This is a genomic window from Streptomyces sp. NPDC092296, assembly GCF_044755465.1.
In the GTDB taxonomy this organism is placed as follows: Bacteria; Actinomycetota; Actinomycetes; order Streptomycetales; family Streptomycetaceae; genus Peterkaempfera.
Genome location: NZ_JBIVRB010000003.1, coordinates 67674 through 89770, shown reverse-complemented (window position 1 = coordinate 89770; position 22097 = coordinate 67674). Strand labels below are relative to the sequence as shown.

The following is a 22097-nucleotide window of genomic DNA, read 5'->3' as shown; positions in this document are numbered from 1 at the left end:
GCCTCCCAGTGCGGGGATCGGTCATGCGGGCCCCGGCCGGGACGTGGCGAGCCGGTCGGGGTGCTGGAGTCAGTCGGGCTGCGGTTGTTCAGTCGGAGTAGTACACAAAGAGCTCCAGCCGCAGATCGCCCGGGTGCCCGCCGAGGTCGTGATAGGCGCGGTAGAAGGTCTTCGAGGTCGGCATCCCGGGCAGCCGGGCCTCCCGGAGGAAGCTCTCGACCACCGTGGCGTACGCGGTGGACTCGGCGTCCCGCGGGGTGCAGGTCGCGCAGCCGCCGTAGCTGCCCCAGACGAAGACCATGGCCACCCGGTCGGAGATGTCGTCCCGCAGCCCGGCCCGCACCCGGGCCAGCACCCGGCTGCGGGCTGCGGCCGCGTCCCCGCCGCCGCCGGTCAGCGCGGCGGCGGCCCGCACATCCCCCAGTCCCGTCAGCTCGACGCTCTTCGGCTTCATCCCGGTGTGCCGGCTCACCGCTCCGGGCGGTGCGCTGCGGCTCGGTGCGGCGGAGGCGGTCGGGCTCGGCACCGGGGCGGCGGCCGGGGTGTCGGCGGGGGCGGTCAGCTGGCCGCCGAGCACCACCAGCACCATCACCAGCAGCAGATCCGCGAAGAGCCAGCCCGCCAGTTGGGTCGCCTGCGGGCCCTTCACAGCTGCTCCCCGGCCGGCTCCGCCCCGTCGGCCGCGCTCCGGTCGTGGGGCGCGTCCACCGGCGTCCACCCCGCCTCCTGGCCGGGGTCACCGGCCTCGGCCGGGCCCGCCGCCGACCGCTCCAGCGCGGCGGCGGCCGCCCGCAGCTCCGCGGCCCCGGCGGCCAGCCCGTCCAGCGCGGCCGACCGGCGGTCGGCCTCGGCCAGCAGCAGCGCGTCGAACCGGTCCACCACCTGGCTGATCCGCTCGATGCGCTCCGACTGGGCCCGGCCGGTCTCCTCGACCGCCACCGCGAGGTCCACGGCCGCCGCGCTGATCGCCAGCTGGAACGCCCGAGCCATCCGCGCCACCCCCTGGTCGGTGGTCTCCCGTACCCACCCGCCCAGGCTCTCCCCGGCCGCGCCCAGGTCCCGGCCGGAGCTGTGCAGGGCGCTGACGGCCGAGTGCAGCCCGGCCTGCACCCCCTCCAGCGTGGCCGCCGAGCGGCTCCCCACCTCGGACAGGGCCGCCTCATTGGCCGCGCCGGCGGACCGCACCAGCGCCGCGACCGCGTCCCCCGCCTGCTCCAGCCGCCGGGCGGCCACCGCCGCGACCTGCGCGTTCTGCCGCTCGGCGCGCTCCAGCGAGCTCTGGGCCGCAGAGACCAGCTTCTCCAGTGCGGCGCGCTGCTGCTCCCCGGCCGCCGCCGTGGCCGCCACACCCTCCCGCTGCGCCGTCCGCAGCGCGTCGATGGCCTTCCGTACGTCCGCCGCGCTGTCGGCCAGCGCCGGAGTGGCCCGGCCGACCCGGGTGACCAGCTCCTGGACGCTCCGCAGGGTGGCGGCGGTGCCGGCGAGCGCGGTGTCGGCCGCCTCCTGGCTGCTGCGGGTGGAGCGGAGCAGGTCACCCAGGGTGGCGGCGCCCCGGCCCAGCTCCCCGGCCAGCCGGGCCGGGCTCTCCCAGCGCAGGGTGTTGATCCGTAACTGGGCCTCGGTGAGCAGCGGGGTCAGCAGGGCGGCGGCGTGGCGGACCGCCAGCTCGTTGCGCTGTTCGGTGTGCCGGCGGACCCAGCCCGTGGCCAGCACCAGCAGGGCGATCACGATCAGCATGCTGAGCGTCCACCAGGCCATCGAGCCGAACGCCAGCCAGTGCAGCCGCCCCTGGAAGCCGTCCTGCCACAGCTCCAGGAAGGACTGCCGGTCGGCCAGCTTCCGGCCCTCCGGGGTGGACCGCAACTGCTGGTACGCCCCGGTGGCCCGGGACAGGCCCAGCCAGGTGATCCCCAGCGGTACGAACACCAGCACCGGCGGCGCCAGCTCCGCCCAGCGCACCCCCCGGGCCCATCTGGGCTCCGGCAGCCGGGCGAAGGTCTCGGGGCGGCCGTGCGCCCGGAGCAGGTCCAGCTGCGCCCAGGACTCCGCAGGTGCCCGCAGCGCGTCCTGGCGCTCCGGGCCGTCCCGCTCGTCCGGGCTGTCCTGCTCGTCCGGGCCGTCCCGCTCGTCCGGGCCGTCCTGCTCGTCCAGGCCCTCCTGCTCGTCCAGCACCAGGGCCAGGCCCAGCAGCGCCGGCCGGTGCGGGGCCAGCACCGGCAGCTTGGCGGCGGCGCGCAGCCGCCCGCCGAGGGTGGCCGCCCGGTGCTGCTGCGGGGGCTCCCGGCGAAGCTGTAACGTCTCGGAGGAGCCTTCGGGCCGGTCCGGAATTCCTCGCGATGGCATGGCGTCCCCCCGATTCGGCGCCCTCGCCATCCCACCGGCCAGGACGTGTCACCCCCACCGAACCGGCCACGGCGCAGGCGCCGGCCGACCGCTGCCGACCGCTCCACAGTGGCTTTGGTGCGATCATTGTGAACCCGGCCTACGGATCGATCCAGGGATTTACGGAAATTGACGGGCCGCCGGTTCCGGGGGCCGCTCCGCAGGGCACGGAACGGCTCGCGGGCCGGGCCGTCCGAGGTGGACGACCCGGCCCGCGAGGGGTGGGATCAGTGGGCGAGGGCCGGTTCGGGGTCGAGCAGGTCGGCGTCGGTGGCGGCGCGGATCTGCTCCACGGTGACGCCCGGGGCGGTCTCGACCAGGCGCAGGCCCTGCGGGGTGACGTCGATGACGCCGAGGTCGGTGATGATCCGGTCGACCACCGCGCGGCCGGTGGCGGGCAGTGTGCACTCCCGCAGGATCTTGGGGCTGCCGTCCTTGGCGGTGTGCTCCATCAGCACGATCACCCGGCGGGCGCCGTGCACCAGGTCCATCGCGCCGCCCATGCCCTTGACCATCTTGCCGGGGATCATCCAGTTGGCCAGGTCGCCGCCGACCGAGACCTGCATGGCGCCCAGCACCGAGACGTCGATCCGGCCGGAGCGGATCATGCCGAAGGAGAACGCCGAGTCGAAGTAGGCGGCACCGGGCTGCACGGTGACGGTCTCCTTGCCCGCGTTGATCAGGTCGGGGTGCTCCTCGCCGTCGTACGGGTAGGGGCCGACGCCCAGGATGCCGTTCTCCGAGTGCAGCACCACCTCGACGCCGTCCGGCAGGTGGTTGGGGATCAGGGTGGGCAGGCCGATGCCCAGGTTGACGTACTGGCCGTCGCGGAGTTCCAGGGCGGCGCGGGCGGCGAGCTGGTCGCGGGTGAGGGCCATGTCAGTTCTCCGGGGCGGAAAGGGCGGCGGGGCGGACGGTACGGCGCTCGATGCGCTTGTCGGCCGGGTCGGCGGCGATCACCCGGTCCACATAGACGCCGGGCAGGTGCACCGCGTCCGGCGGGATCTCGCCGGGCTCCACGATCCGCTCGGCCTCGACCAGGGTGATCCGGCCCGCCATGGCGCACAGCGGGTTGAAGTTGCGGGCGGCGGAGTGGAAGACCAGGTTGCCGTGGCGGTCGGCCACCTCGGCGCGGACCAGGGCGAAGTCGGCGGTGATGGCCTCCTCCAGCAGGTAGCGCCGGCCGCCGAACTCCCGGACCTCCTTGGGCGGCGAGGCCACCGTGACACTGCCGCCGCCGGGCGCGTACCGCCAGGGCAGGCCGCCCTCCTCGATCTGGGTGCCGACCCCCGCCGGGGTGAAGAACGCCGGTATCCCGGAGCCGCCCGCGCGCAGCCGCTCGGCCAGGGTGCCCTGCGGGGTCAGCTCGACCTCCAGCTCACCGGAGAGGTACTGCCGGGCGAACTCCTTGTTCTCCCCGACGTACGAGGACGTCATCCGGGCGATCCGGCCGGCCCGCAGCAGCAGGCCGAGCCCCCAGTCGTCCACGCCGCAGTTGTTGGACACCACCCGCAGGCCGGACGCGCCGGACTCCACCAGGGCGCCGATCAGCGTGGACGGGATGCCGCAGAGGCCGAAGCCGCCGACGGCGAGGGTCGCACCGTCCGGAATGTCCTCGACGGCGTGTGCGGCCGAGTCCACCACCTTGTCCATTGCGTTGCCTTCCACGTGGGTTCGCTGAGCCGTCGCCGCTGCCTGGCGTCCGGGCATGCCCACCTTCCCGGCATCGCCCGGCCGTGACCATGTCGGCCGGGCACATGGGGGGTGGGCGCCGGGCGGTTGCCTGCCACACACTGGTCGGGCACCCACCGGCCCGGCACCCACCGGCCCGACACCCACCGACCCGACACCCACCGACCCGGGCAAGCCCGCACCCCGCCTGCGGCCGGAGCCGGGGCGGGGTGCGGGGTGTGCGAGGACGGAACGGTCAGGACGGGCAGCCCGAGTCGGCGATCACGAAGTAGCCGGGCGAGGTCTCCGCCAGGATGTGGCTGTAGAAGACGTTGTACAGGCCCATGTTCTGGTTGGAGCCGTTGGCGTAGGTGTAGCCGCCGCTCTGGTAGGCGCGACCGGCCGCCACATGGGCGTAGTTGGTCGCGTTGAAGCACTGCGTCGGCGCGGTGGCGGTGGTGGTGCCGGTGACCGCCGAGGACATGGTGCCGACCGTGCCCGAGGAGTCCACCGCAGCCACCGTGTAGCCGTACGACACCCCCGCCGACAGCCCCGAATCCGTGAACGAACCCGACGCCACCGAACCCACCTTGGCGCCGCCCCGGTACACGTTGTACGACGCCGCACCACTCACCGCCGACCACGACAGCGACACCGACGACGCCGTCACCCCGGTCACCTTCAGCCCCGCCGGAGCCGGCAGCGCCGTGCTACCCCCACCGCTGGTGGTGGTGCCGGTGACCGCCGAGGACGCGGTGCCGACCGTGCCCGAGGAGTCCACCGCAGCCACCGTGTAGCCGTACGACACCCCCGCCGACAGCCCCGAATCCGTGAACGAACCCGACGCCACCGAACCCACCTTGGCGCCATCCCGGTACACGTTGTACGACGCCGCACCACTCACCGCCGACCACGACAGCGACACCGACGACGCCGTCACCCCGGTCACCTTCAGCCCCGCCGGAGCCGGCAGCGCCGTGCTACCGCCGCCGTTGCCGGTGCCGTCCAGGCCCCAGAACTTCGCGGTGTGGTAGCTGGAGCAGATGGAGTTCAGGAAGTACGCGCCGGTGGAGCCGCACTGGTCGGCGCCGGAGCCGGGGCTGACGGCCAGGCCGTGGCCCATGCCGGAGATCGTGAACAGCTCGACGGCGGGCCTGCCCGACGCGTCGTTGTAGATGCTCTGGGTGGTGTTGCCGGGCAGGCTGACCGTGCTGGACGCGGTCTGGCTGATGCCCCAGACGTTGGTCCACTGGTCGCGCAGCTCGGTGGAGTTGACCGGCTGGACGGTGTAGTCGGAGCTGCCCTGCCAGATCGCGACCCGGGGCCAGGGGCCGGTGTAGCCGGGGTAGGCGTTGCGGACCTTGTCGCCCCACTGGGCGGGGGTCAGGTTCATGCTGCCGTACTGGCAGCTGGAGGCGGCCGTCTGGCTGGTGGCGCACTGGGCGGGCAGCCCGGAGTCGATGGAGCCGCCGGCGAACACGTCGGGGTAGGCGGCCAGCAGGTCGGCGGCCATGCCGCCGCCCGCCGACAGGCCGGTGACATAGACCCGGCTGGGGTCGGAGCCGTGCGCCGCGACGGCCTTGTTCACCATCGAGACGACCGAGGCGGCCTCGCCCTTGCCCCGGGCGTCCTTGCTGGGGTCGAACCAGGCGAAGCAGGACAGCGCGTTGTTGGCCGAGCTGGTCTGCGGATAGATGACGTCGAAGCCCCACAGGTCGGCGTACTTCTGCCAGCCCGAGTTGTTGTGGTAGTCGCTCGCCGTCTGGGTGCAGCCGTGCATGGCCACCACGATCGGCGCGCCCTGCGGGAGGTTGGCCGGGGTGTACTCGTACATGGCGAGGTTGCCCGGGTTCGAGCCGAAGCCGGAGACCTGCTGGAGGCCGCCCGCCGCGGCGGCGGGCGTGCCGGCGGCGACGCCGAGGGAGGCGGCCAGCACGCCGAGCACGGCGGACATGGTGACACGTCGGAAGAGACTTCGCCTGGTCCACGGACGCATGGGTGACTCCTGGGTGGGGTGGGGAGGTGGGGGCGCACCGACCGGCCCGGCGGGCGGCGCCGGAACGATCGGTCGGCTGTTGGCGCTGGACGCTACGACCGGCGGGTGACGCCGGACACGTGCCGGACCGATACGACCTCGGCGGCGGGAGTGGTGGCGCGGCCCGTGGCGACGGCGCGGCGGCTGTGGCAATCGGACGCGGTCGATCGGTACCCGGCGGCGGACCCGGTACGGCACCGGCCTCGGCCCCACCCGGGCATGGCGGTGCACACCACCATCGGGCCGGTGATTATGGCCGCTCACCATGTGTGCCGCCCCCGGCATCGTTCCTAGCGTGGCCACCATGGAGAGCACCCAGAACACCGCCGGGGCGAGCGAGACCGGCAGCGGCACCACCCCGGAGCAGCCGGCCGGCCCCGGCTTCCTGCACGGGCGGACGGCGCTGGTCACCGGCGCCGCCAGCGGGATCGGGCGGGCCTGCGCGGAGGCCCTGGCCGCAGCCGGGGCGCGGGTGTACGTGGTCGACCGCGCCGCCGAGGCGGCCCGGGAGGTGGCACGGGCGATCGGCGGCACCGCGTACGTGGTGGACCTCTCCGACCCCGACGCGGTGGACACCCTGCCGGACGACGCCGACATCGTGGTCAACAACGCCGGGCTCCAGCACGTGGCCCCGGTGCACGAGTTCCCGACCGAGCGCTTCGCGCTGATCCAGCGGGTGATGCTGGAGGCGCCGTTCCGCATCCTGCGCCGCACCCTGCCGCACATGTACGGCAACGAGTGGGGCCGGATCGTCAACATCTCCTCGGTGCACGGGCTGCGGGCCAGCCCGTTCAAGGCCGCGTACGTCGCCGCCAAGCACGGCCTGGAGGGGCTGAGCAAGGTGGTGGCGCTGGAGGGGGCGCCGTACGGCGTGACCAGCAACTGCATCTGCCCCGGGTACGTCCGCACGCCGCTGGTCGAGGACCAGATCGCCGCCCAGGCGCTGGCGCACGGCATTCCGGCGGCGGATGTGGTGGAGACGGTGATGCTGGAGCGGACCGCGATCAAGCGGCTGGTCGAGCCGTCGGAGGTGGCGGAGGCGATGCTGTGGCTCTGCGCTGAGCAGTCGCGGTCGGTGACCGGTGCGTCGCTGCCGCTGGACGGCGGCTGGACGGCTCGCTGAGGGGCGCTGCGGGGCGCTGCGGGGCGCTGCGCGCGGCTTCGGGGGGCTTTTCGGGGAGGGGCTGCCCTACGTAGGCGGGGGTTGTTCGCGCAGTTCCCCGCGCCCCCGAGGCGGTGCCTGGCAGGCGACGGACGGTTGCGCACGCCCCGGGAGCAGTCGTTCGCGCAGTTCCCCGCGCCCCTGGGCACCCGGCTGACGACCCGGTCGGTGCTCTCTGGCACGATGGCTCGCCATGCCCCCACAGCTCCCCTCCGCCGCCCCCTACCTGCGCCGACTGCTGGAGCTCCTCGCCCAGGACGCCCCGGTCGAGGACTTCGGCGCGCTGGCCGCCGAGGCCCGCGCGGCCGGTGCCGCCCCGCCCGAGCTCGCGGAGATCGAGCGGGCCACCGGGGCGGCACTGCGCGTCCACCGCAACCTGGTGCGGCACCGGCGCCGGGAGATGGAGCTGACCGCCCTCTTCGACACGGCGGGCGACCTGGCCGCGCTGCGCGACCTGGACGCGGTGCTCCAGTCGATCGTCCGCCGGGCCAGGATGCTGCTCGGCACCGACACCGCGTATCTGACGCTCCCCGACGAGGAGGCCGGGGACACCTACATGCGGGTCACCGACGGTTCGGTGTCGTCCATCTTCCAGACGCTGCGGCTGCAACTCGGTGAGGGGCTCGGCGGCCTGGTCGCCCAGACCGCCCGGCCGTACGCCACCCCCGACTACCGCACCGACGAGCGGTTCCGGCACACCGGCAGCATCAACGCCGGCGTGCTGGACGAGGGCCTGGTCGCCATCCTCGGGGTGCCGCTGCTGCTGGGGTCGAGCCGGGGTTCGGGCGGCAAGGTCATCGGGGTGCTGTTCGCCGCCGACCGCCGGCCGCGCTCCTTCTCCCCGGACGAGGTCGCCCTGCTCTGCTCGCTGGCCGCGCACGCCGCCATCGCCATCGACACCGCCAAGTCGCTGGCCGACACCCGGGCCGCGCTGGCGGACCTGGCCGAGGCCAACGCGATGATCAAGGAGCACTCGACCGCCATGCAGCGGGCCGCCGAGGCCCACGACCGGCTCACCGATCTGGTGCTGCGCGGCGGCGACGTGGCCGATGTGGCGGTCGCTGTGGCCCGGCTGCTCGGCGGCGGCATCGCGGTGCACGGCCCGGACGGCAGGGTGCTGGCGTCGGTCGGGCCCGACGGCAGCGCCTTCGCGGCGGACGGCGGCGACACCGCCCGGCTGGCGGCGGCGGTGGACGACTCCCGGGCGACGGCCCGCGCCGTCTTCCGCGACGACCGCTGGGTCTGCGCCGTACTGGCCGGGAAGGGCCTGCTGGGCAGCCTCGCGCTGCACGGCCGTACGCAGCTGGACGACCCCGACCGGCGGCTGTTCGAGCGGGCCGGGGTGGTCACCGCGCTGCTCCTGCTGCTGCGCCGGTCGGTGGCCGAGACCGAGAACCGCATCCGGGGCGAGCTGATCGCGGACCTGCTCAGCGCGCCCGACCGCGACCCGGCGGGGCTGGCCGAGCGCGGCCGCCGGCTCGGCATCGACCTGGAGCGGCCGCAGCTGCTGCTGCTCGCGGAGACCGCCGCCGAGTCGCGGGAGCGGCTGACCGGCGCCGCCGTGCAGTACCTCTTCGGCACCGGCGGCATCAGCGCCGAGCACGCCGGGGCGGTGGTGCTGCTGCTCCCGTACGAGGGCGGCGCGCCCGGCGAGGCGGGCGGCGCGGCGGCCGCCCAGCTGACCCATCTGACCGGCGCGCCGGTGACGGTCGCCGCCGCCGGTCCCGCCACCGGGCCCGGGGAGCTGGCCACCGCGTACGCCGAGGCGGTGCGCTGTCTGCGGGCGCTGCATGTGCTGGGCCGTACCGGCGATGGCGCCTGCGCGGCCGACCTGGGCTTCCTGGGCGTGGTGCTGGGCGACGGCCATGACGTGGAGGGGTTCGTGGCCGCGACCCTGGGCCCGCTGCTGGACTACGACGCCCGGCGCGGTACGGAGCTGGTGCGCACCCTGGGCGCGTACTTCGGGTGCGGCGGCAGCCTGACCCGGGCCAAGGACGAGCTGCACATCCACGTCAACACGGTCGTGCAGCGCCTGGATCGCATCCAGGCGCTGCTCGGCCCCGACTGGAACACCCCCGAGCGCGCGTTGGAACTGCAACTCGCGCTGCGGCTGGTGCTGCTGGCCAAGGGCTACCCGTCGACCTCCGGCAGCCCGGCCGCCGCCAGGAGGTGACGGGCCGTCACCTCGGCGCCGTCCTCCCCGACCAGCAGGGTGTAGTGGTTGGTGTCCGCGACCAGCTCCGGGCGGACCCGGGTCCGGTCCAGCCCGGCGGCGTCCAACCGGCCCTCGTCGTAGAGGCCCTGCGCCTCGTCCAGCAGCCCGCGCTCGGCCCACAGCAGGGTGGTCGGCCAGGGCAGTTGGTGCACGGCGGCCAGCACCTCGGGGCCGAACAGCCCCACGCCGTCGGCCCGGACCGCCTCGATCCGGCAGGAGGAGTGCAGTTCCGGCTCCTCCCCCACCAGGTCGCGCTGGATGTAGGCGTCCACCCAGGGCGCCCAGGCGGCGCCGAAGGCGGGGTGCGCTTGCCAGAAGGAGCGGTAGGCGTCACGGTCGGCGAAGGTCATCGTCAGCCGCCGCATCGCCGGGCCGATCACGGCGGTGATCAGCTCGTCGGGCGTCAGGTCGGTCGGCGCGGGGAAGCCCACCGCGCCGTCCACCAGCAGCAGCGACCCGAACCGCTCGGGGTGCCGGACGGCGGTCAGCGCCGCCACGAAGGCGCCCATCGAGTGCCCGGTGAGCACGGCGTCGCGCAGGCCGAGCGCTTCGGCCAGCGCGGCGACGTCCGCCGCGTGCGCGTCGATGCCGTACGGGCCGGGCAGCGCGCTGCTGCCCGCCCGGCCGCGCAGGTCGGGCGCCACCAGGGTGACCCGGCCGCGGAGGTGGTCCGCGACCCGGGCCCAGGACAGGGCGTTGGCGGTGATGCCGTGCAGGGCCAGCACCACCGGGGCACCGGGCTCGGTCGCGGGCCAGCGCAGTACGGCCAGCTCGCCGCCGGCCACGGGGACCGTGGACTCCTCGTAAGGGGCGGACGCGGGTGGGTTGGGGCTCACGGGGTGACCTCCTGGGAGTCGTCGCGGGAGTCGTCGGCCTGCCGGTCGGCGGCGCCGCGCCGGGCGGCCCGGACCCGCGCCGGGAGCCGCATGACGCCGCCGGGCAGCAGGTAGACCACCGCGACGAACAGCGTGCCCAGCAGGAAGAGCGGCTCGGACAGCGGCACCCGCAGCACGGCGGGCAGCCCGGCGATCGTGTCGGACCCCGCCAGGTCCCCGAGCCGGTGGTCGGCCCAGGTGTAGAGGATGCCGCCGACCATCGGCCCCCAGCGGGTCCCGGAGCCGCCCAGCACCACCATCACCAGCAGCGAGAGCGTGAAGTCCGAGGTGGTCGCCTGCGGGGTGGCACCGCCGGTCAGCAGCAGGTAGACGATACCGCCGAGCGCGGCCAGCGTCCCGGCCAGCACGAAGGCGACCAGCTTGAAGCCGTACGGCCGCAGGCCCAGCACCTCGACCCGGCGCTCGTTCTCCTTGATGCCCTCCCAGACCCGGCCGGTGGGCGAGCGGACCGCCCAGTGCACGGCGGCCAGGGTGAGGACCAGGTACGCCAGCGCGATCCAGTACAGGTTGACGGTGTTCTCGATGCCGACGAACGCGGCGGGCAGCCGGTCCGCCGGTACCGCCCGGCCCTCCTCGCCGCCGGTGATGCCGCCCGGGTCCCGCGAGACCAGGATCGACCCCGCCTGGGCGAAGGCCAGCGTCACCATGGAGAACCCGATGCCGCTGACCCGCAGGCTGACCGAGCCCAGCAGGGCGGCCAGCGCCACCCCGAACAGCAGTCCGAGCAGCGCCGAGACGCCGAACGGCAGGCCCGCCTCCAGCATGATCGTGTTGGTGGCGTAGGTGCCGGCCGCGAAGTACAGCGCATGGCCGAAGGAGAGCAGCCCGGTGCGGCCGAGCAGCAGGTCGTAGCCGGTGGCCAGCGCGCCGAACAGCAGGCAGAGCGCCAGCAGTTGCAGGCTGCCGGGGCTGCCGAGCGGCCCGTCCAGCAGGCCGGGCAGCGGCAGGGTGCTGTACGGCGCCACCACCAGCACCAGCAGCACGGCGGCGGGCCACCAACGGGCGGCCCGCCGCAGCGGTCCGGCGCCGCCGGGGGCGGCGGGGGTGGTCGCGCGGGTCTCGTCACGCGTCGGGGTGGCGGTGGTCACGCGAGCCTCCCGGTCAGTCCGCGCGGGCGCAGCAGCAGCAGCGCGGCGAGCAGTACGACGACCGAGAGGTCGCCCAGCCCGGCGGTGGTGTAGTAGTTGGCGAACTGCTGGACGAGACCGACGCCGACCGAGGCCAGCGCGGCTCCGCTGACCGAGCCCATGCCGCCCATCACGACGACCACGAAGGCGAAGATCAGCAGCGAGGTGCCCTGCCGGGGGTCGACCGAGCCGAAGTAGAGGCCGCCCAGGGCGCCGCCGAGGGCGGCTGCCGCACCGCCGATCGCGAAGACCAGGGTGAACGCCTTGCGGACGTCGATGCCCAGCGCGGTGACCATGGCCCGGTCCTCCACCCCGGCCCGGACCACCAGGCCGTGCCTGGTGCGGCCGAGGAAGAGTTTGAGGACGACGAGCACCACGGCGGCGGCGCCGATCAGCACCAGCCGGTTGACCGGGATCTGGGCGCCCAGCAGCCCGAAGGTGCCGGAGAGCGCGGCCGGCCCGGGGAACGGCCGGGCGTCGGCGCCCCAGATGGCGGAGAGCAGCGCGGGGATGGCGAGCCCCACGCCGACGGTGGCGAGGATCTGCTCCCGGGGGCGGGTGTAGAGCGGCCGGACGACGGCGTACTCCAGCAGTACGGCGGCCAGGGTGCCCACGGCGGTGCCGAAGGCGACGGCGAGCACGAAGCCGAGGCCGCCGGGGCCGGCGCCGGGCAGGTGGCCGGAGGCGGCCCACCAGGTGCCGTACGCGCCGATGGAGAGCAGCGCGCCGTGCGCGAAGTTGAGCACGTCCATCAGGCCGAAGATCAGCGAGAGGCCGGAGGCAACCAGGAAGTACAGGGCGCCCAGGCCGAGTCCGGTGAGGGCGAGCAGCACGAAGGTGGACATCAGTGACCCGCCCTTCCGGTGGGGCTCTGGGCGGCGGCGGCCTCGCGGCGGCCGACGCCCAGCAGGGCGTGGGTGGCCTGGGGGTCCGCCAGCAGGTCGGCGGCGGGCCCCTGGTGGGCGGTGCGGCCGTCGGCGAGGACGGCGCAGTGCCGGGCGAGGCGGCGGACCACGGCGAGGTTCTGTTCGACCAGCAGCACGGGGACCGCTTCCGCGACCCGCTCCAGCACCTGGGCGACCTCGGTGACGACCCGGGGGGCGAGGCCCTTGGTGGGCTCGTCCGCGATGATCAGGCGGTTGCCGTTGAGCAGGGTGCGGGCGATGGCGACCATCTGCTGCTGTCCGCCGGAGAGGGTGCCGGCGGCCTGCCGGGCGCGCTCCCTGAGCTCGGGGAACAGCTCGTACACCAGCGCGTAGGCGGGTTCGCCGCCGCCGGGGCGCTCGGCCAGCCGCAGGTTCTCCGCGACGGTGAGCCCGGCGAAGACGCCCCGGTCCTCGGGGGCGTAGCCGATGCCGCGCCGGACCAGGGTGTGGGTGGCCAGCCTGACGGTCTCCTCGCCGTCCAGCAGTACGCTGCCGGTGCGCGGGACCAGGCCGAGGACGGCCCGTACGGTGGTGGTCTTGCCCGCGCCGTTGCGGCCCAGCAGGGCGGTGACGCCGGCCGGGGCGACCGCGAGGTCGACGCCGTGCAGGATGTGCCTGCCGCCGATGACGACCCGCAGGTCGCGGACGGCCAGCAGGGGGGCGTCCGGTGTGGTCACAGGTCCTCCCCGAGGTAGGCCTGCTGCACGGTGGCGTCGGCCATCACGTCCTGCGGGGTGCCCAGCGCCAGCAGCGTGCCGTGGTGCATCACGGCGAGCCGGTCGGCCAGGCCCAGCAGGACGTCCATGTGGTGTTCGACCATGAGGACGGTGCGGCCCTCGTCGCGGTGCAGGGAGCGGATCAGGTCGGTCAGCGCGGGCACCTCCTCGGCGCTCACCCCGGCCATCGGCTCGTCCAGCAGCATCAGCCGGGGCTCCCCGACCAGCAGCACGGCCAGCTCCAGCTTGCGCTTCTCGCCGTGCGACAGGTCGCCGGCCGGGGCGTCGGCGCGGTGGCCGAGGCCGGTGCGCTCCAGCACCTCGGCGACCTGGCTGCGGTAGGCGGCGGCGCGCCGCCAGATGCGGTACGAGCCGCCGGTGGCGGCCTGGGCCGCCAGCCGTACGTGGTCCGCGACGGTCATCGCGGGCCAGAGGCTGGAGGTCTGGAAGGTGCGGCCCAGGCCGCGCCGGGCGCGGGCGTGGGCGGGCTGGGCGGTGATGTCGGCGCCGTCGAGTTCGATGGCGCCCCGGGAGGCGGGGTTGAGTCCGCTGATCAGGTTGAACAGGGAGGTCTTGCCGGCGCCGTTGGGGCCGATGAAGGCGAGGAACTCGCCCTCGCGGACGTCCAGCGAGACGTCCTCCACGATGGTGGCGCCGCCGACGGTCCAGCCCAGGTCGCGCAGCCGGAGTACGGGGACCGCGGCGGCCGCCGCCGCCGCGGTCTCCGCGCCCCCGGCACGTGGTGCTGTGCTCGGGGAGGTCACAGGTCAGCCCGCAATCGTCTTCGTGGGCGGGGCGACCTTGTCCTTGGGGACGGTGGTGAGCAGCTCGGGCGCGATGTCCGCACCGGTGCCGGTCAGCTTGGCGGTGAACATCGGCTGGAGCAGCGCGTGGTCCTCGGCGCGGATCTCCTCGCGGCCCTTGACGCCGTCGAAGTACCAGCCCTCCAGCGACTTGGCCATCAGGGTGGCGTCGGTGGCGGAGCCCGCCTCGATGGCGTGCACGATCAGCTGGGCGGCGGTGAAGCCGTCCGGGCTGAACAGGTCGGGGGTGCCGCCGGCCTTCTTGATGCCGTCGAGCATCGCGGTCTCCACCGCGTTGCGGCCGCCGGCCTCGGGGAAGTAGTGGGCCAGGAAGGACACCTTGGAGCCGGCCGCGCCGAAGATCGGGTACGAGGCGGTGCCGGCCAGGCCGGTGACCACCTTGCCCACGTCCAGTACGCCCTGCTGGTTGAGCGCGGTCCACAGCGCGGGGGCGGTGGCGCCGGCCCAGGCGACGAAGACCAGGTCGGGCTTGCCGGCCTTGACCTGCTGGGCGAAGGGGGTGAGGTCGGTGGCGCTGGGCGGGGCGAGCACCGAGCCGACCTTGGCGCCCTGGGCGCCGAGCACGTCCTTGACGGCGGCCACGTTGGCCTGGCCGAAGGCCGAGTTCTGCGAGAGGACGGTGACCTTCTTGCCCTTGGCGTCACCGAGCAGCGAGCCGGCGGTGAGGATGTCCTGGAAGGTCTGCCGGCCGGAGCGGAAGGTGTACTTGTTGATGCCGGTGACCGCGTCGGTGGCGGCCGGGCCGGAGACGTAGAGCACCTTGTTCTGCTCGGCCAGCGGCGCCAGCTGGAGCGCCACGCCGGAGTCGGTGGTCCCGGCGATGATCTTGACGCCCTTGCCGATCAGGTCCTTGGCCTCGGAGACGGCCTTGGCCGGGTCGCCCGCGTCGTCCTGCTCGGTGAGCTGGACGGGGTGGCCGCCGGCCTTGCCGGTGCCGTGGGTGGCGTAGTCGAGGCCGGCCATGAAGCCCGCCCGGTACTGCTTGCCGTAGTCGGCGAGCGGGCCGCTGCGGGAGTAGACCAGTCCCACCTTGACCGGGGCGGAGTCGGCGGCGCCGGTGGAGCTGTCCGCGTCGGCGGTGGCGGTGCCGGCGGTGCCGGCGGCGGCGCAGCCGGTCAGCAGGACGCCTGCGGTGAGCAGGGCGACCGCCTGGGCGGTTCTTCTTCGGGTGGCGGCCGTGGTGGTGGAAGGCATGGTGCCGGCTCCTGAGGGTCTGTCGCCGTCCGCCGCTGCCCGGCGCAAGGAAGGGCCTGGCGAACGCGGCCCGCAGGCCGCGCTCCGCAACGGTGACGGAACCGTGGTGGGTGGTGGGTCGAACAATAGGAGGACCGCACGGTAGCGGACATGTGATCGAAGCCCTCTGATTCCGGCGCCGCCATGTGACCGGCCCACATGGCGGCGTACGGACGGGGCATCACCCGGTCGGAGCAGCCCACTCGACCCAGCCCGATCGGTAGGAACCGGTCGGCCCGGCACCCGTCAGAGCAGTACGGCCGCGCCCTTGTCCAACGACTGCTCGGCGGCGGCCAGCACCTCGACCACCCGCAGCCCGAAGGCCGCGTCGCACGGGTGGGCGATGCCGGTGGCGGCGGCCTGCTGGAGCGCGTCCACCGCGCGGTGCAGGGCGGCGGCGGGGCCGTCGTTGCGCTCGGGCAGTACGGTCACGCCGGACGCGCCGCGCAGCTCCGCCGTGGAGCCGCTGGCCGCCGGCGGGGCGGTGAGGCTGAGCGTCGCCGTGCTGCTGGCGCCCGAGGCGTGGCCGCAGACCAGGTGCACGGTGTCCCCGGGGCCGCGTACGGCGGTCACCGAGGCGATCTCACCGAGCACCGGCAGCAGCACGGACAGCGCGTGCGGGCCGACGTCCCACAGCGCGCCCTTCTCCCGCCGCCAGGGCGTCGCGAAGGGGCTGTCGGAGGTGAACACCGCGCCCAGCCAGTCGGCCCGGCCGGTGAACCAGCCCCCGACGGCGGCCTGCTCGTCGATCCAGGCGCTCTGCTCCACGCCGAAGCGGGTGGTGAAGAAGACCACCGAGGCGACCCGGGCCGCCTCGGCCGCCTCCACGGCGGCGCGGGCGTCGGGGACGGTGATGGCGAGCGGCTTGTCCAGCAGCAGATGGCAGCCGGCCTCGGCCGCCCGCACCGCGAGCCGGGACTGCACGGCGGGCGGCAGCGCCACGGCCACCGCGTCCACCTCGGCCAGCAGCGCGTCCAGGTCCTCGTACGGCCGGGCGTCGAACCGCCCGGCCAGCTCGGCCGCCGCCTCCGGACGCCGCCCCCACACCCCGGCGAACTCGACACCCGGGTGGGCGTGCAGCACCGGAGCGTGAACCGCCGTGGCCCAAGGTCCCGTCCCCAGCAGTCCGAATCGCACGTACTTCCCCTTAACTCCACTGCCGCGCCCTGGTGAGGCGCCTGATCAACCGTGTCTTCCCCTGCCTTGCGCGGCCCCAACCATCCCATGGGCACCGCCGCCCCCGGCGGGCGCCCCGGGGCGCCCGGCACGGGCGGGCTCACCCGGTCGGCGGGGACCGGCCGCCGCGCGGGCCGCCCCCGGGGCGGGTTGAATGGGAACCACATCACCGACCACCGGGGGTGAGGCAGACGAGCACGCATTCCGAACCCCACACCGACGGCCCCGGGCCGGGCGGCTGCGCGGCGGTGCTGGTGCTCGACCGCCACGGGACCGTGCTCACCTGCGACGCCGCCCTGGAGTCCCTGGTCGGCCGCCCGGCCGGGGAACTGCGCGGCCACCCGGTGGCCGAGCTGCTGGCCCGGCCCGGCGACTGGCCCGGCCCGCTGCCGCCGTCGGGCACCGACACCGCGCTGCGCCACGCCGACGGCGGCGAGGTCGAGGTGCGCGTCGACGTGGTGGAGCTCCGCGAGGCCGGCGCCGCCCGCTACCTGGTGCTGGCCGTGCCGGCGGCGGTGGCCGCGCGGCGCCGGCAGGACGAGGCGCTGGTCAGGGCGCTGTTCGCCCAGGTCAGAATTGGTCTGGCCATCAGCGACGAGCAGCTGCGGGTCATCCGGGTCAACGCCACTCCGGCACTGCTCGGCGCCGATGCGGCGGCAACCCTGCTGCCGCAGGACGCGGCGGCCGTCGAAGCGCAGTTGCGCAAGGTGGCCGAGACGGGCGTGCCGGTGGTGGACTGGGTGCACCCGGCCCGCCGGCTGGACGCCCCCCAGGCGGAGCGGATCATCTCGCTGTCCGCGCTCCGGCTGGAGGACTCCGCCGGGCACTTCACCGGGGTCGCGGCGACCTTCACCGATGTCACCGAGCAGCAGCAGGCCCGGCGGCGGCTCGCCCTGGTGAGCGCGGCGTCCAAGCGGCTGGAGGGCCTGCTCGACGTGGCGGACTGCGCGCAGGCGCTGACCGACGTCCTGGTGCCGGACTTCGCGGATCTGGCGGCGGTGGACCTCACCGAGGCGGTGCTGGTGGGCGAGGAGCCGGGCCGTTTCGCCAACGGCGCGCCGCTGCGGCGGATGGCGGCGGCCTCGCGGGACGCCTGGCCGCCCGAGCTGGACACCGCCGGCGCCTCGCTGCGGGCCGGCGGGGTGGCGCCGCACTACATGCGGCGCGGCGCGGCGGTGCTGGTGACCGACATGGCGGTGGTACGGGAGGCGCTGGGCACCGACCCGGTCCTCTACCGCCAGGTCGTGCCGGAGGAGGCCACCTCGATGCTGGTGATACCGCTGAACGCCCGGGGGCTGGTGCTCGGCGGCCTGGCGCTGTGGCGTACCGGGGACAGGGTGCCCTTCGACCAGGAGGACGCGCTGCTGGCCGAGGAGATCGGCTCCCGGGCCGCGCTCGCGGTGGACAACGCGCGGCGCTACACCCGCGAGCACCGTACGGCGGAGGCGTTGCAGCGCAGCCTGCTGCCGCGCTCGGTGGTGGAGGTCAGCGCGGCCGAGACGGTCGGGCTGTACGTACCGGCGGCGACCACGGCGGGCATCGGCGGCAGCTGGTTCGACGTCATCCCGCTCTCCTCGGCCCGGGTCGCGCTGGTGGTCGGCGACGTGGTGGGGCACGGGCTGGAGGCGACGGCCGCCACCGGGCGGCTGCGGACGGCGGTGCAGACGCTGTCCGACCTGGACATGACCCCGGAGGAGCTGCTGTCGCACCTGGACGACCTGGTGACACGGCTCGCCGCGGCGGACGAGCTGGGCCGCAACCGGGGCGGCGGCGCAGCGGGCGACGGCGGCCGGGGCGACGGGGTGTACGGCTCGACGTGCCTGTACGCGGTGTACGACCCGGTGAACGGGCACTGCTCGATGGCCAGCGCGGGCCATCCGCCGCCGGTGATCGCCGCCCCCGGCACCACCGCCGCCGTCCTGGGGCTCAAGCCCGGCCCGGCGCTCGGCCTGGGCGGGGAGCCGTTCGAGCAGCTGGAGGTGGACCTGGCGCCGGGCAGCGTACTGGCGCTCTTCACCGACAAGCTGCTGTCCGACCCGGCGGAGAGCCCGCAGGAGCGGCTGGACCGGCTCCGCGAGCAGGTGGAGGCGGCCGTCCTGCCGCAGGCGTCCCCGGCCGAGGTGGGGCGGGACGTACTGGACGACCTGCTGCCCGAGCCGCCGGCTCACGATCTGGCGCTGCTGGTCAGCCGGGTCCGCGCGCTGCCGGAGCGGTCCATCGCCTCCTGGGAGTTCCCGGCCGACCCGGAGGCCGTCGCACGGGCCCGGGACCTGGTGACCGAGCAGCTGGGCCGCTGGCGGCTGGAGGAGCTGGCCTTCACCACCGAGCTGATCGCCAGCGAGCTGGTGACCAACGCCATCCGGTACGCCGGTGCCCCGGTCGGCCTGCGGCTGATCCGGGACAAGGTGCTGGTCTGCGAGGTGTCCGACCCGAGCCAGACCCAGCCCCGGCTGCGGCGCGCCCGGCTGACCGACGAGGGCGGGCGCGGGCTGTTCCTGATCGCGCAGCTCGCCCACCGCTGGGGCAGCCGGTACACCCGGTTCGGGAAGACCATCTGGACGGAGCAGCTGCTCAAACCGCCGGGCTGACGCCGGGTCAGCGGGTGGGCGGCTGGTCCTGCCACAGCTCGCGGCTGATCCGGGTGTAGGTGTCCCGCCAGTGCGGCCAGTGGCGGACGACCGAGTCGTCGCACTGGTCGAGCAGCTCGTCGGCGAGCGGCTGCGGGACGCTGTCCAGCAGCCACGCCAAAAGGTCGGGAGTGCTCGGCGGCAGGGCGCGGCCGGTGCCGCGCAGCAGGTCCGGCAGGCTGCCGATCTCGGTGTCCGCGAGGGCCCCGCGCAGCAGCGGCAGCACCTGGGTCTCCTCGATCCGCAGATGGCCGTGGAGCTGGATGGCGAAGCCCTCGACGGCGTGCGCGGCGCTCCACGCGCCGACCCGGCTGGCGGTCACCTCCAGTACGGCGGTGGTGGTCGCGGCGGCGGACTGCTCCAGGTCGTGGTGGTCCGCCTCCAGCCAGTTGACCAGCAGCCGCAGCTCCGGAGCGCGGCGGCGCAGCGCGGGCCACAGCTTGGCGTCCTGGTACTCGTGGTAGTCGACCAGCCGGTCCACCAGCAGCTGCCAGTGACGCGCCACCGCCTCCGCCTTGGCGTCGTCGCGCGGGCCGAGGGCGCGGATGGCGGCGGGCAGGCGCAGCAGGTCGCGGCGGAGGGCGGTGTGCACCAGCAGCAGGCCCGCGAACCGGACGGTCCCGGCCGTGTCGGTGTTCTGGTCCGTCTCGGCGTGCTGGGCAGGGCGTCGCTTCGGAGTGGCGGCGTCGGGGGCGACGACATACGGGACGGGCATGGTGCTCTCTTCCGGATCGCCTGGTGGGTCGCGGCGGCTGCGGCGGCCACGGCCAGGCTGCCGGGCGCGGATAAGCGTCCGATGTGCGTCGGATCAACGCCCATGTGAGAGCACCCCCCACCCCCAGGGGCGCGAACAACCACCCCCCACCCCAACCAACCCCACCCAACAGCACCCCCCACCCCCAGTGGTGGCACCCAACACCGCTCCCCACCCCAAACACCCCCCACCCCCAGCGGCAGCAGCTACCCCCGTTCCGCCGCAGCCAGATCCGCCGCCAGCGCATCCAAGTGCGCCGTGAGCCGGGCGAGCAGCCCGCCGCCGAAGGTGATCCGGGCGACGCCGAGGGCGGTGAGCCGGTCCAGGCCGGCCGGGGTGGGCTCGGTGCACAGGGCGTTGACCGGCCCCGGGACCCGCTCGACCAGCGCCGCCAACGCCGCCTCGGGAGCCAGGATCGGGTACACGCAGTCCGCGCCCGCCGCCAGATACCGCTGGGCCCGGTCCACCGCGTCGTCCACCGCCGCCTCCGCCCCGCCCGCGAAGCGGCCCGGCAGGAAGGCGTCCAACCGGGCGTTGATCACCAGCTCCGGCCCGGCCGCCGCCCGCAGCTCGGCCAGTCGCGCGGCGTGCCGCTCCGGGTCGACCAGGGCACGGCTGTGCGGGTCGGAGTCCTCCAGGTTGCAGCCGGCCACCCCGGCCGCGAGCAGCCGCTCGGCCAGCTCGGCGCCCGGCAGGCCGTACCCCGCCTCGATGTCGGCGGTGACCGGCACCACGACCGACCGGGCGATCCGGCCGACCGCGTCCAGCATCACCGCCACCGGCGTCCGCTCGCCGTCGGCGTACCCGAGGCAGGCCGCGACGGCGGTGGACGCGGTGGCCAGTGCCGGGAAGCCGGCGGCCTCGAACGAGCGGGCGCTGACCGCGTCCCAGACGTTGGGCAGCACCAGCGGGCGGCCGGGCCGGTGGTGCAGGTCGCGCAGGGTCTGGGCGGGTGAGGCCATGGTCGGGGCACCTTCCGGAGGCGGTGGGCGGGAGGTGCCCAGCCTAGGGAGCGGACCGCCCCCGGTCACGGGCCGCCGGGTCGGGCGTGGCGTGGGCCAATTCCGTACCGGCGGGCTGCCACCGCAGCGCCGGAGGTGCCAGGGTCCACCACTGCCCGCCCGCCCTACCGGGTTGCTGACGGCGCTCAGACCGCCGCGACCTCGCAGGGGGTGAACGGCGCCGGGAGCGGCCGGTCGGCGCAGCGACAGCGGCAGGTGGAGCGGCAGGCGCCGGCGCAACAGTCGCATCCGGTCCGCACCACGCCGTTCCAGACCTCCTCGACGGCCCGGTGGCGCAGTTCCGGTTCGCAGCCCAGGCCGGGCCCCTCGGGCAGGGTGAGGCGGCCGCCGTCGAGCTGCTCGCCGCCGGGCAGCAGGTCGGCGCGCCACTCCGGACCGCCGAAGGCATGGCCCAGGGCGGCGGCGGCGTCGGCGTGCAGTGCGGTGAGGTGGGCGCTGTGCAGGGTGGCGACCGGGCCGGCCGGATTGTAGAAGGAGACTCGGGCATGGAAGGAGCCCCGGGCGTGGAAGGAGCCCCGGGCGCCGCTCGCGGCGGCGGCCAGCGCGAGCGCGGGGTGCGGGCCGCCCGCGTGGCGGACGTCGGGCAGTACGACGTCCAGCAGCCCGGCGACGGCGTACAGCTGCGCCGGGTCGTAGCCGTACTGCCCGCCGGCCAGCGGGATGTCGGTACGGGTGCGCAGCCGGGCCAGGTCGGCGGGGCGGCCGATGCCGACGCCGTCCTTGAGCCAGCCGACGCCGAGGGCGGCGAGCGGGTCGAGCAGCCGGGAGAGGTCGCGCAGCGGCAGGCGTTCGCCGCAGTCGACCAGGATGCGTACCGAGTCCCCGACGGCCTCGCGGACCGCGCGGACCCGCTTGAGGGCGATCTCGGCCAGCGGGCCGCCGTGGTGCTCGAAGGGGGCCAGCGCCACCGTGCGGTAGCCGGCCCGGACGGCGGCCGTGGCGGCGGCGGCCGCGTCGGCGGGCAGCCGGACGCCGGGGGTGCGGCCGAGGTCGGCGAAGAGTTCCACCGGTTCCGGGCGGGTGGTGGCGCCGTACCACTGCCAGAGCGGTATCCCGGCGCGGCGGGCGGCCTGGTCGGCGAGGGCCTGGGCGAGCGCGCCGCGTACGGTGCGGGCGGTGAAGCCGGCCACGGTGGGCCGGTCGGCCGTCCAGGACGCCAGGACGCCCAGCACATCGGCCGGGCGGCCGGCGTCGGAGCATTCGCCCCAGCCGGTGGTGCCGTCGGCGGCGGTGACCCGGAGCAGCAGCCACTCGCGGCCCTCCCCCGCGTCGCAGCGGAACAAGGTGGCGCAGTGCGCCCCTCCGGCGGTGTCTCCTGTGGTGTCCATGCC

At 75.2% G+C, this 22097-nt stretch carries 18 protein-coding genes; 3 read left to right on the top strand and 15 right to left on the bottom strand.

All coding sequences use genetic code 11. The annotated features are described in order from the left end of the window. Positions 1-88: 88 nt before the first annotated feature. The 5 genes from ACIQGZ_RS10845 to ACIQGZ_RS10825 all read right to left on the bottom strand — a co-directional run bounded on the left by ACIQGZ_RS10845 (position 89) and on the right by ACIQGZ_RS10825 (position 6049). Positions 89-649, bottom strand: a complete 561-nt coding sequence (locus ACIQGZ_RS10845) for a hypothetical protein (RefSeq protein ID WP_402600848.1) — start codon at positions 647-649, stop codon at positions 89-91. After that, a complete protein-coding gene (locus tag ACIQGZ_RS10840) occupies positions 646-2343 on the bottom strand; it encodes a hypothetical protein (RefSeq protein ID WP_402600847.1) in 1698 nt (565 codons plus the stop codon). Before ACIQGZ_RS10840 ends, ACIQGZ_RS10845 begins: the two co-directional genes overlap by 4 nt. A 266-nt stretch (positions 2344-2609) precedes the next feature. Continuing rightward, entirely contained in the window at positions 2610-3260 is a 651-nt protein-coding gene (locus ACIQGZ_RS10835) for a CoA transferase subunit B (protein ID WP_402600846.1), read from the bottom strand. A gap of 1 nt (position 3261) precedes the next feature. Beyond that, a complete protein-coding gene (locus ACIQGZ_RS10830) occupies positions 3262-4035 on the bottom strand; it encodes a CoA transferase subunit A (protein ID WP_402601435.1) in 774 nt (257 codons plus the stop codon). 274 nt (positions 4036-4309) lie between these two features. Further along, on the bottom strand, positions 4310-6049 hold the full coding sequence (locus tag ACIQGZ_RS10825) for a PHB depolymerase family esterase (RefSeq protein WP_402600845.1): 1740 nt from the start codon (positions 6047-6049) through the stop codon (positions 4310-4312). Between the two features lie 343 nt (positions 6050-6392). Between ACIQGZ_RS10825 and ACIQGZ_RS10820 the strand changes: the two genes are divergently transcribed. Next, positions 6393-7211: a 3-hydroxybutyrate dehydrogenase gene (locus tag ACIQGZ_RS10820; protein WP_402600844.1), complete on the top strand. Its 819-nt coding sequence runs from the start codon at positions 6393-6395 to the stop codon at positions 7209-7211. 232 nt (positions 7212-7443) lie between these two features. Continuing rightward, positions 7444-9423, top strand: a complete 1980-nt coding sequence (locus ACIQGZ_RS10815) for a helix-turn-helix domain-containing protein (protein ID WP_402600842.1) — start codon at positions 7444-7446, stop codon at positions 9421-9423. Here the strand turns inward: ACIQGZ_RS10815 and ACIQGZ_RS10810 are convergent. The 7 genes from ACIQGZ_RS10810 to ACIQGZ_RS10780 all read right to left on the bottom strand — a co-directional run bounded on the left by ACIQGZ_RS10810 (position 9381) and on the right by ACIQGZ_RS10780 (position 16324). Next, the gene (locus tag ACIQGZ_RS10810; RefSeq protein ID WP_402600840.1) at positions 9381-10301 is read right to left on the bottom strand and encodes an alpha/beta hydrolase; all 921 of its coding nucleotides are present in this window, start codon (positions 10299-10301) and stop codon (positions 9381-9383) included. The two genes, ACIQGZ_RS10815 and ACIQGZ_RS10810, sit on opposite strands and share 43 nt — an antisense overlap. Further along, complete coding sequence (locus ACIQGZ_RS10805; protein WP_402600839.1) at positions 10298-11449, bottom strand: branched-chain amino acid ABC transporter permease; 1152 nt, start codon at positions 11447-11449, stop codon at positions 10298-10300. The genes ACIQGZ_RS10810 and ACIQGZ_RS10805 overlap by 4 nt, the downstream gene beginning before the upstream one ends. After that, positions 11446-12333 carry a branched-chain amino acid ABC transporter permease gene (locus ACIQGZ_RS10800; RefSeq protein ID WP_402600837.1) on the bottom strand — a complete coding sequence of 296 codons (888 nt, stop codon included), beginning with the start codon at positions 12331-12333 and terminating at the stop codon, positions 11446-11448. Before ACIQGZ_RS10800 ends, ACIQGZ_RS10805 begins: the two co-directional genes overlap by 4 nt. Next, positions 12333-13091: an ABC transporter ATP-binding protein gene (locus ACIQGZ_RS10795; RefSeq protein WP_402600836.1), complete on the bottom strand. Its 759-nt coding sequence runs from the start codon at positions 13089-13091 to the stop codon at positions 12333-12335. The genes ACIQGZ_RS10800 and ACIQGZ_RS10795 overlap by 1 nt, the downstream gene beginning before the upstream one ends. After that, positions 13088-13813, bottom strand: a complete 726-nt coding sequence (locus ACIQGZ_RS10790; protein WP_402601434.1) for an ABC transporter ATP-binding protein — start codon at positions 13811-13813, stop codon at positions 13088-13090. The genes ACIQGZ_RS10795 and ACIQGZ_RS10790 overlap by 4 nt, the downstream gene beginning before the upstream one ends. An 84-nt stretch (positions 13814-13897) precedes the next feature. Next, positions 13898-15148, bottom strand: coding sequence for a substrate-binding domain-containing protein (locus tag ACIQGZ_RS10785; RefSeq protein ID WP_402600835.1), 1251 nt, complete (start codon positions 15146-15148; stop codon positions 13898-13900). A gap of 285 nt (positions 15149-15433) precedes the next feature. Beyond that, on the bottom strand, positions 15434-16324 hold the full coding sequence (locus ACIQGZ_RS10780; protein WP_402600833.1) for a Gfo/Idh/MocA family protein: 891 nt from the start codon (positions 16322-16324) through the stop codon (positions 15434-15436). A 221-nt stretch (positions 16325-16545) separates the two neighbouring features. On the opposite strand from ACIQGZ_RS10780, the gene ACIQGZ_RS10775 reads away from it, so the two are divergent. After that, on the top strand, positions 16546-18951 hold the full coding sequence (locus ACIQGZ_RS10775; protein WP_402600832.1) for a SpoIIE family protein phosphatase: 2406 nt from the start codon (positions 16546-16548) through the stop codon (positions 18949-18951). Between the two features lie 7 nt (positions 18952-18958). Here ACIQGZ_RS10775 and ACIQGZ_RS10770 read toward each other — a convergent pair whose 3' ends face one another. From ACIQGZ_RS10770 to ACIQGZ_RS10760, 3 genes are all read right to left on the bottom strand, one after another. After that, on the bottom strand, positions 18959-19705 hold the full coding sequence (locus ACIQGZ_RS10770; protein ID WP_402600831.1) for a hemerythrin domain-containing protein: 747 nt from the start codon (positions 19703-19705) through the stop codon (positions 18959-18961). A 245-nt stretch (positions 19706-19950) separates the two neighbouring features. Continuing rightward, complete coding sequence (locus ACIQGZ_RS10765; protein ID WP_402600830.1) at positions 19951-20706, bottom strand: isocitrate lyase/phosphoenolpyruvate mutase family protein; 756 nt, start codon at positions 20704-20706, stop codon at positions 19951-19953. A 185-nt stretch (positions 20707-20891) separates the two neighbouring features. Next, positions 20892-22094, bottom strand: coding sequence for an enolase C-terminal domain-like protein (locus ACIQGZ_RS10760; protein WP_402600829.1), 1203 nt, complete (start codon positions 22092-22094; stop codon positions 20892-20894). Positions 22095-22097: the final 3 nt, after the last annotated feature.

Excerpts from the sequence above, each read along its gene's own strand:
- ACIQGZ_RS10765 (WP_402600830.1), bottom strand. The coding sequence starts at position 20,706 with ATGGCCTCACCCGCCCAGACCCTGCGCGACCTGCACCACCGGCCCGGC.
- ACIQGZ_RS10815 (WP_402600842.1), top strand. The coding sequence starts at position 7,444 with ATGCCCCCACAGCTCCCCTCCGCCGCCCCCTACCTGCGCCGACTGCTG.
- ACIQGZ_RS10830 (WP_402601435.1), bottom strand. The coding sequence starts at position 4,035 with ATGGACAAGGTGGTGGACTCGGCCGCACACGCCGTCGAGGACATTCCG.
- ACIQGZ_RS10825 (WP_402600845.1), bottom strand. The coding sequence starts at position 6,049 with ATGCGTCCGTGGACCAGGCGAAGTCTCTTCCGACGTGTCACCATGTCC.
- ACIQGZ_RS10770 (WP_402600831.1), bottom strand. The coding sequence starts at position 19,705 with ATGCCCGTCCCGTATGTCGTCGCCCCCGACGCCGCCACTCCGAAGCGA.
- ACIQGZ_RS10785 (WP_402600835.1), bottom strand. The coding sequence starts at position 15,148 with ATGCCTTCCACCACCACGGCCGCCACCCGAAGAAGAACCGCCCAGGCG.
- ACIQGZ_RS10840 (WP_402600847.1), bottom strand. The coding sequence starts at position 2,343 with ATGCCATCGCGAGGAATTCCGGACCGGCCCGAAGGCTCCTCCGAGACG.
- ACIQGZ_RS10835 (WP_402600846.1), bottom strand. The coding sequence starts at position 3,260 with ATGGCCCTCACCCGCGACCAGCTCGCCGCCCGCGCCGCCCTGGAACTC.
- ACIQGZ_RS10800 (WP_402600837.1), bottom strand. The coding sequence starts at position 12,333 with ATGTCCACCTTCGTGCTGCTCGCCCTCACCGGACTCGGCCTGGGCGCC.
- ACIQGZ_RS10760 (WP_402600829.1), bottom strand. The coding sequence starts at position 22,094 with ATGGACACCACAGGAGACACCGCCGGAGGGGCGCACTGCGCCACCTTG.
- ACIQGZ_RS10820 (WP_402600844.1), top strand. The coding sequence starts at position 6,393 with ATGGAGAGCACCCAGAACACCGCCGGGGCGAGCGAGACCGGCAGCGGC.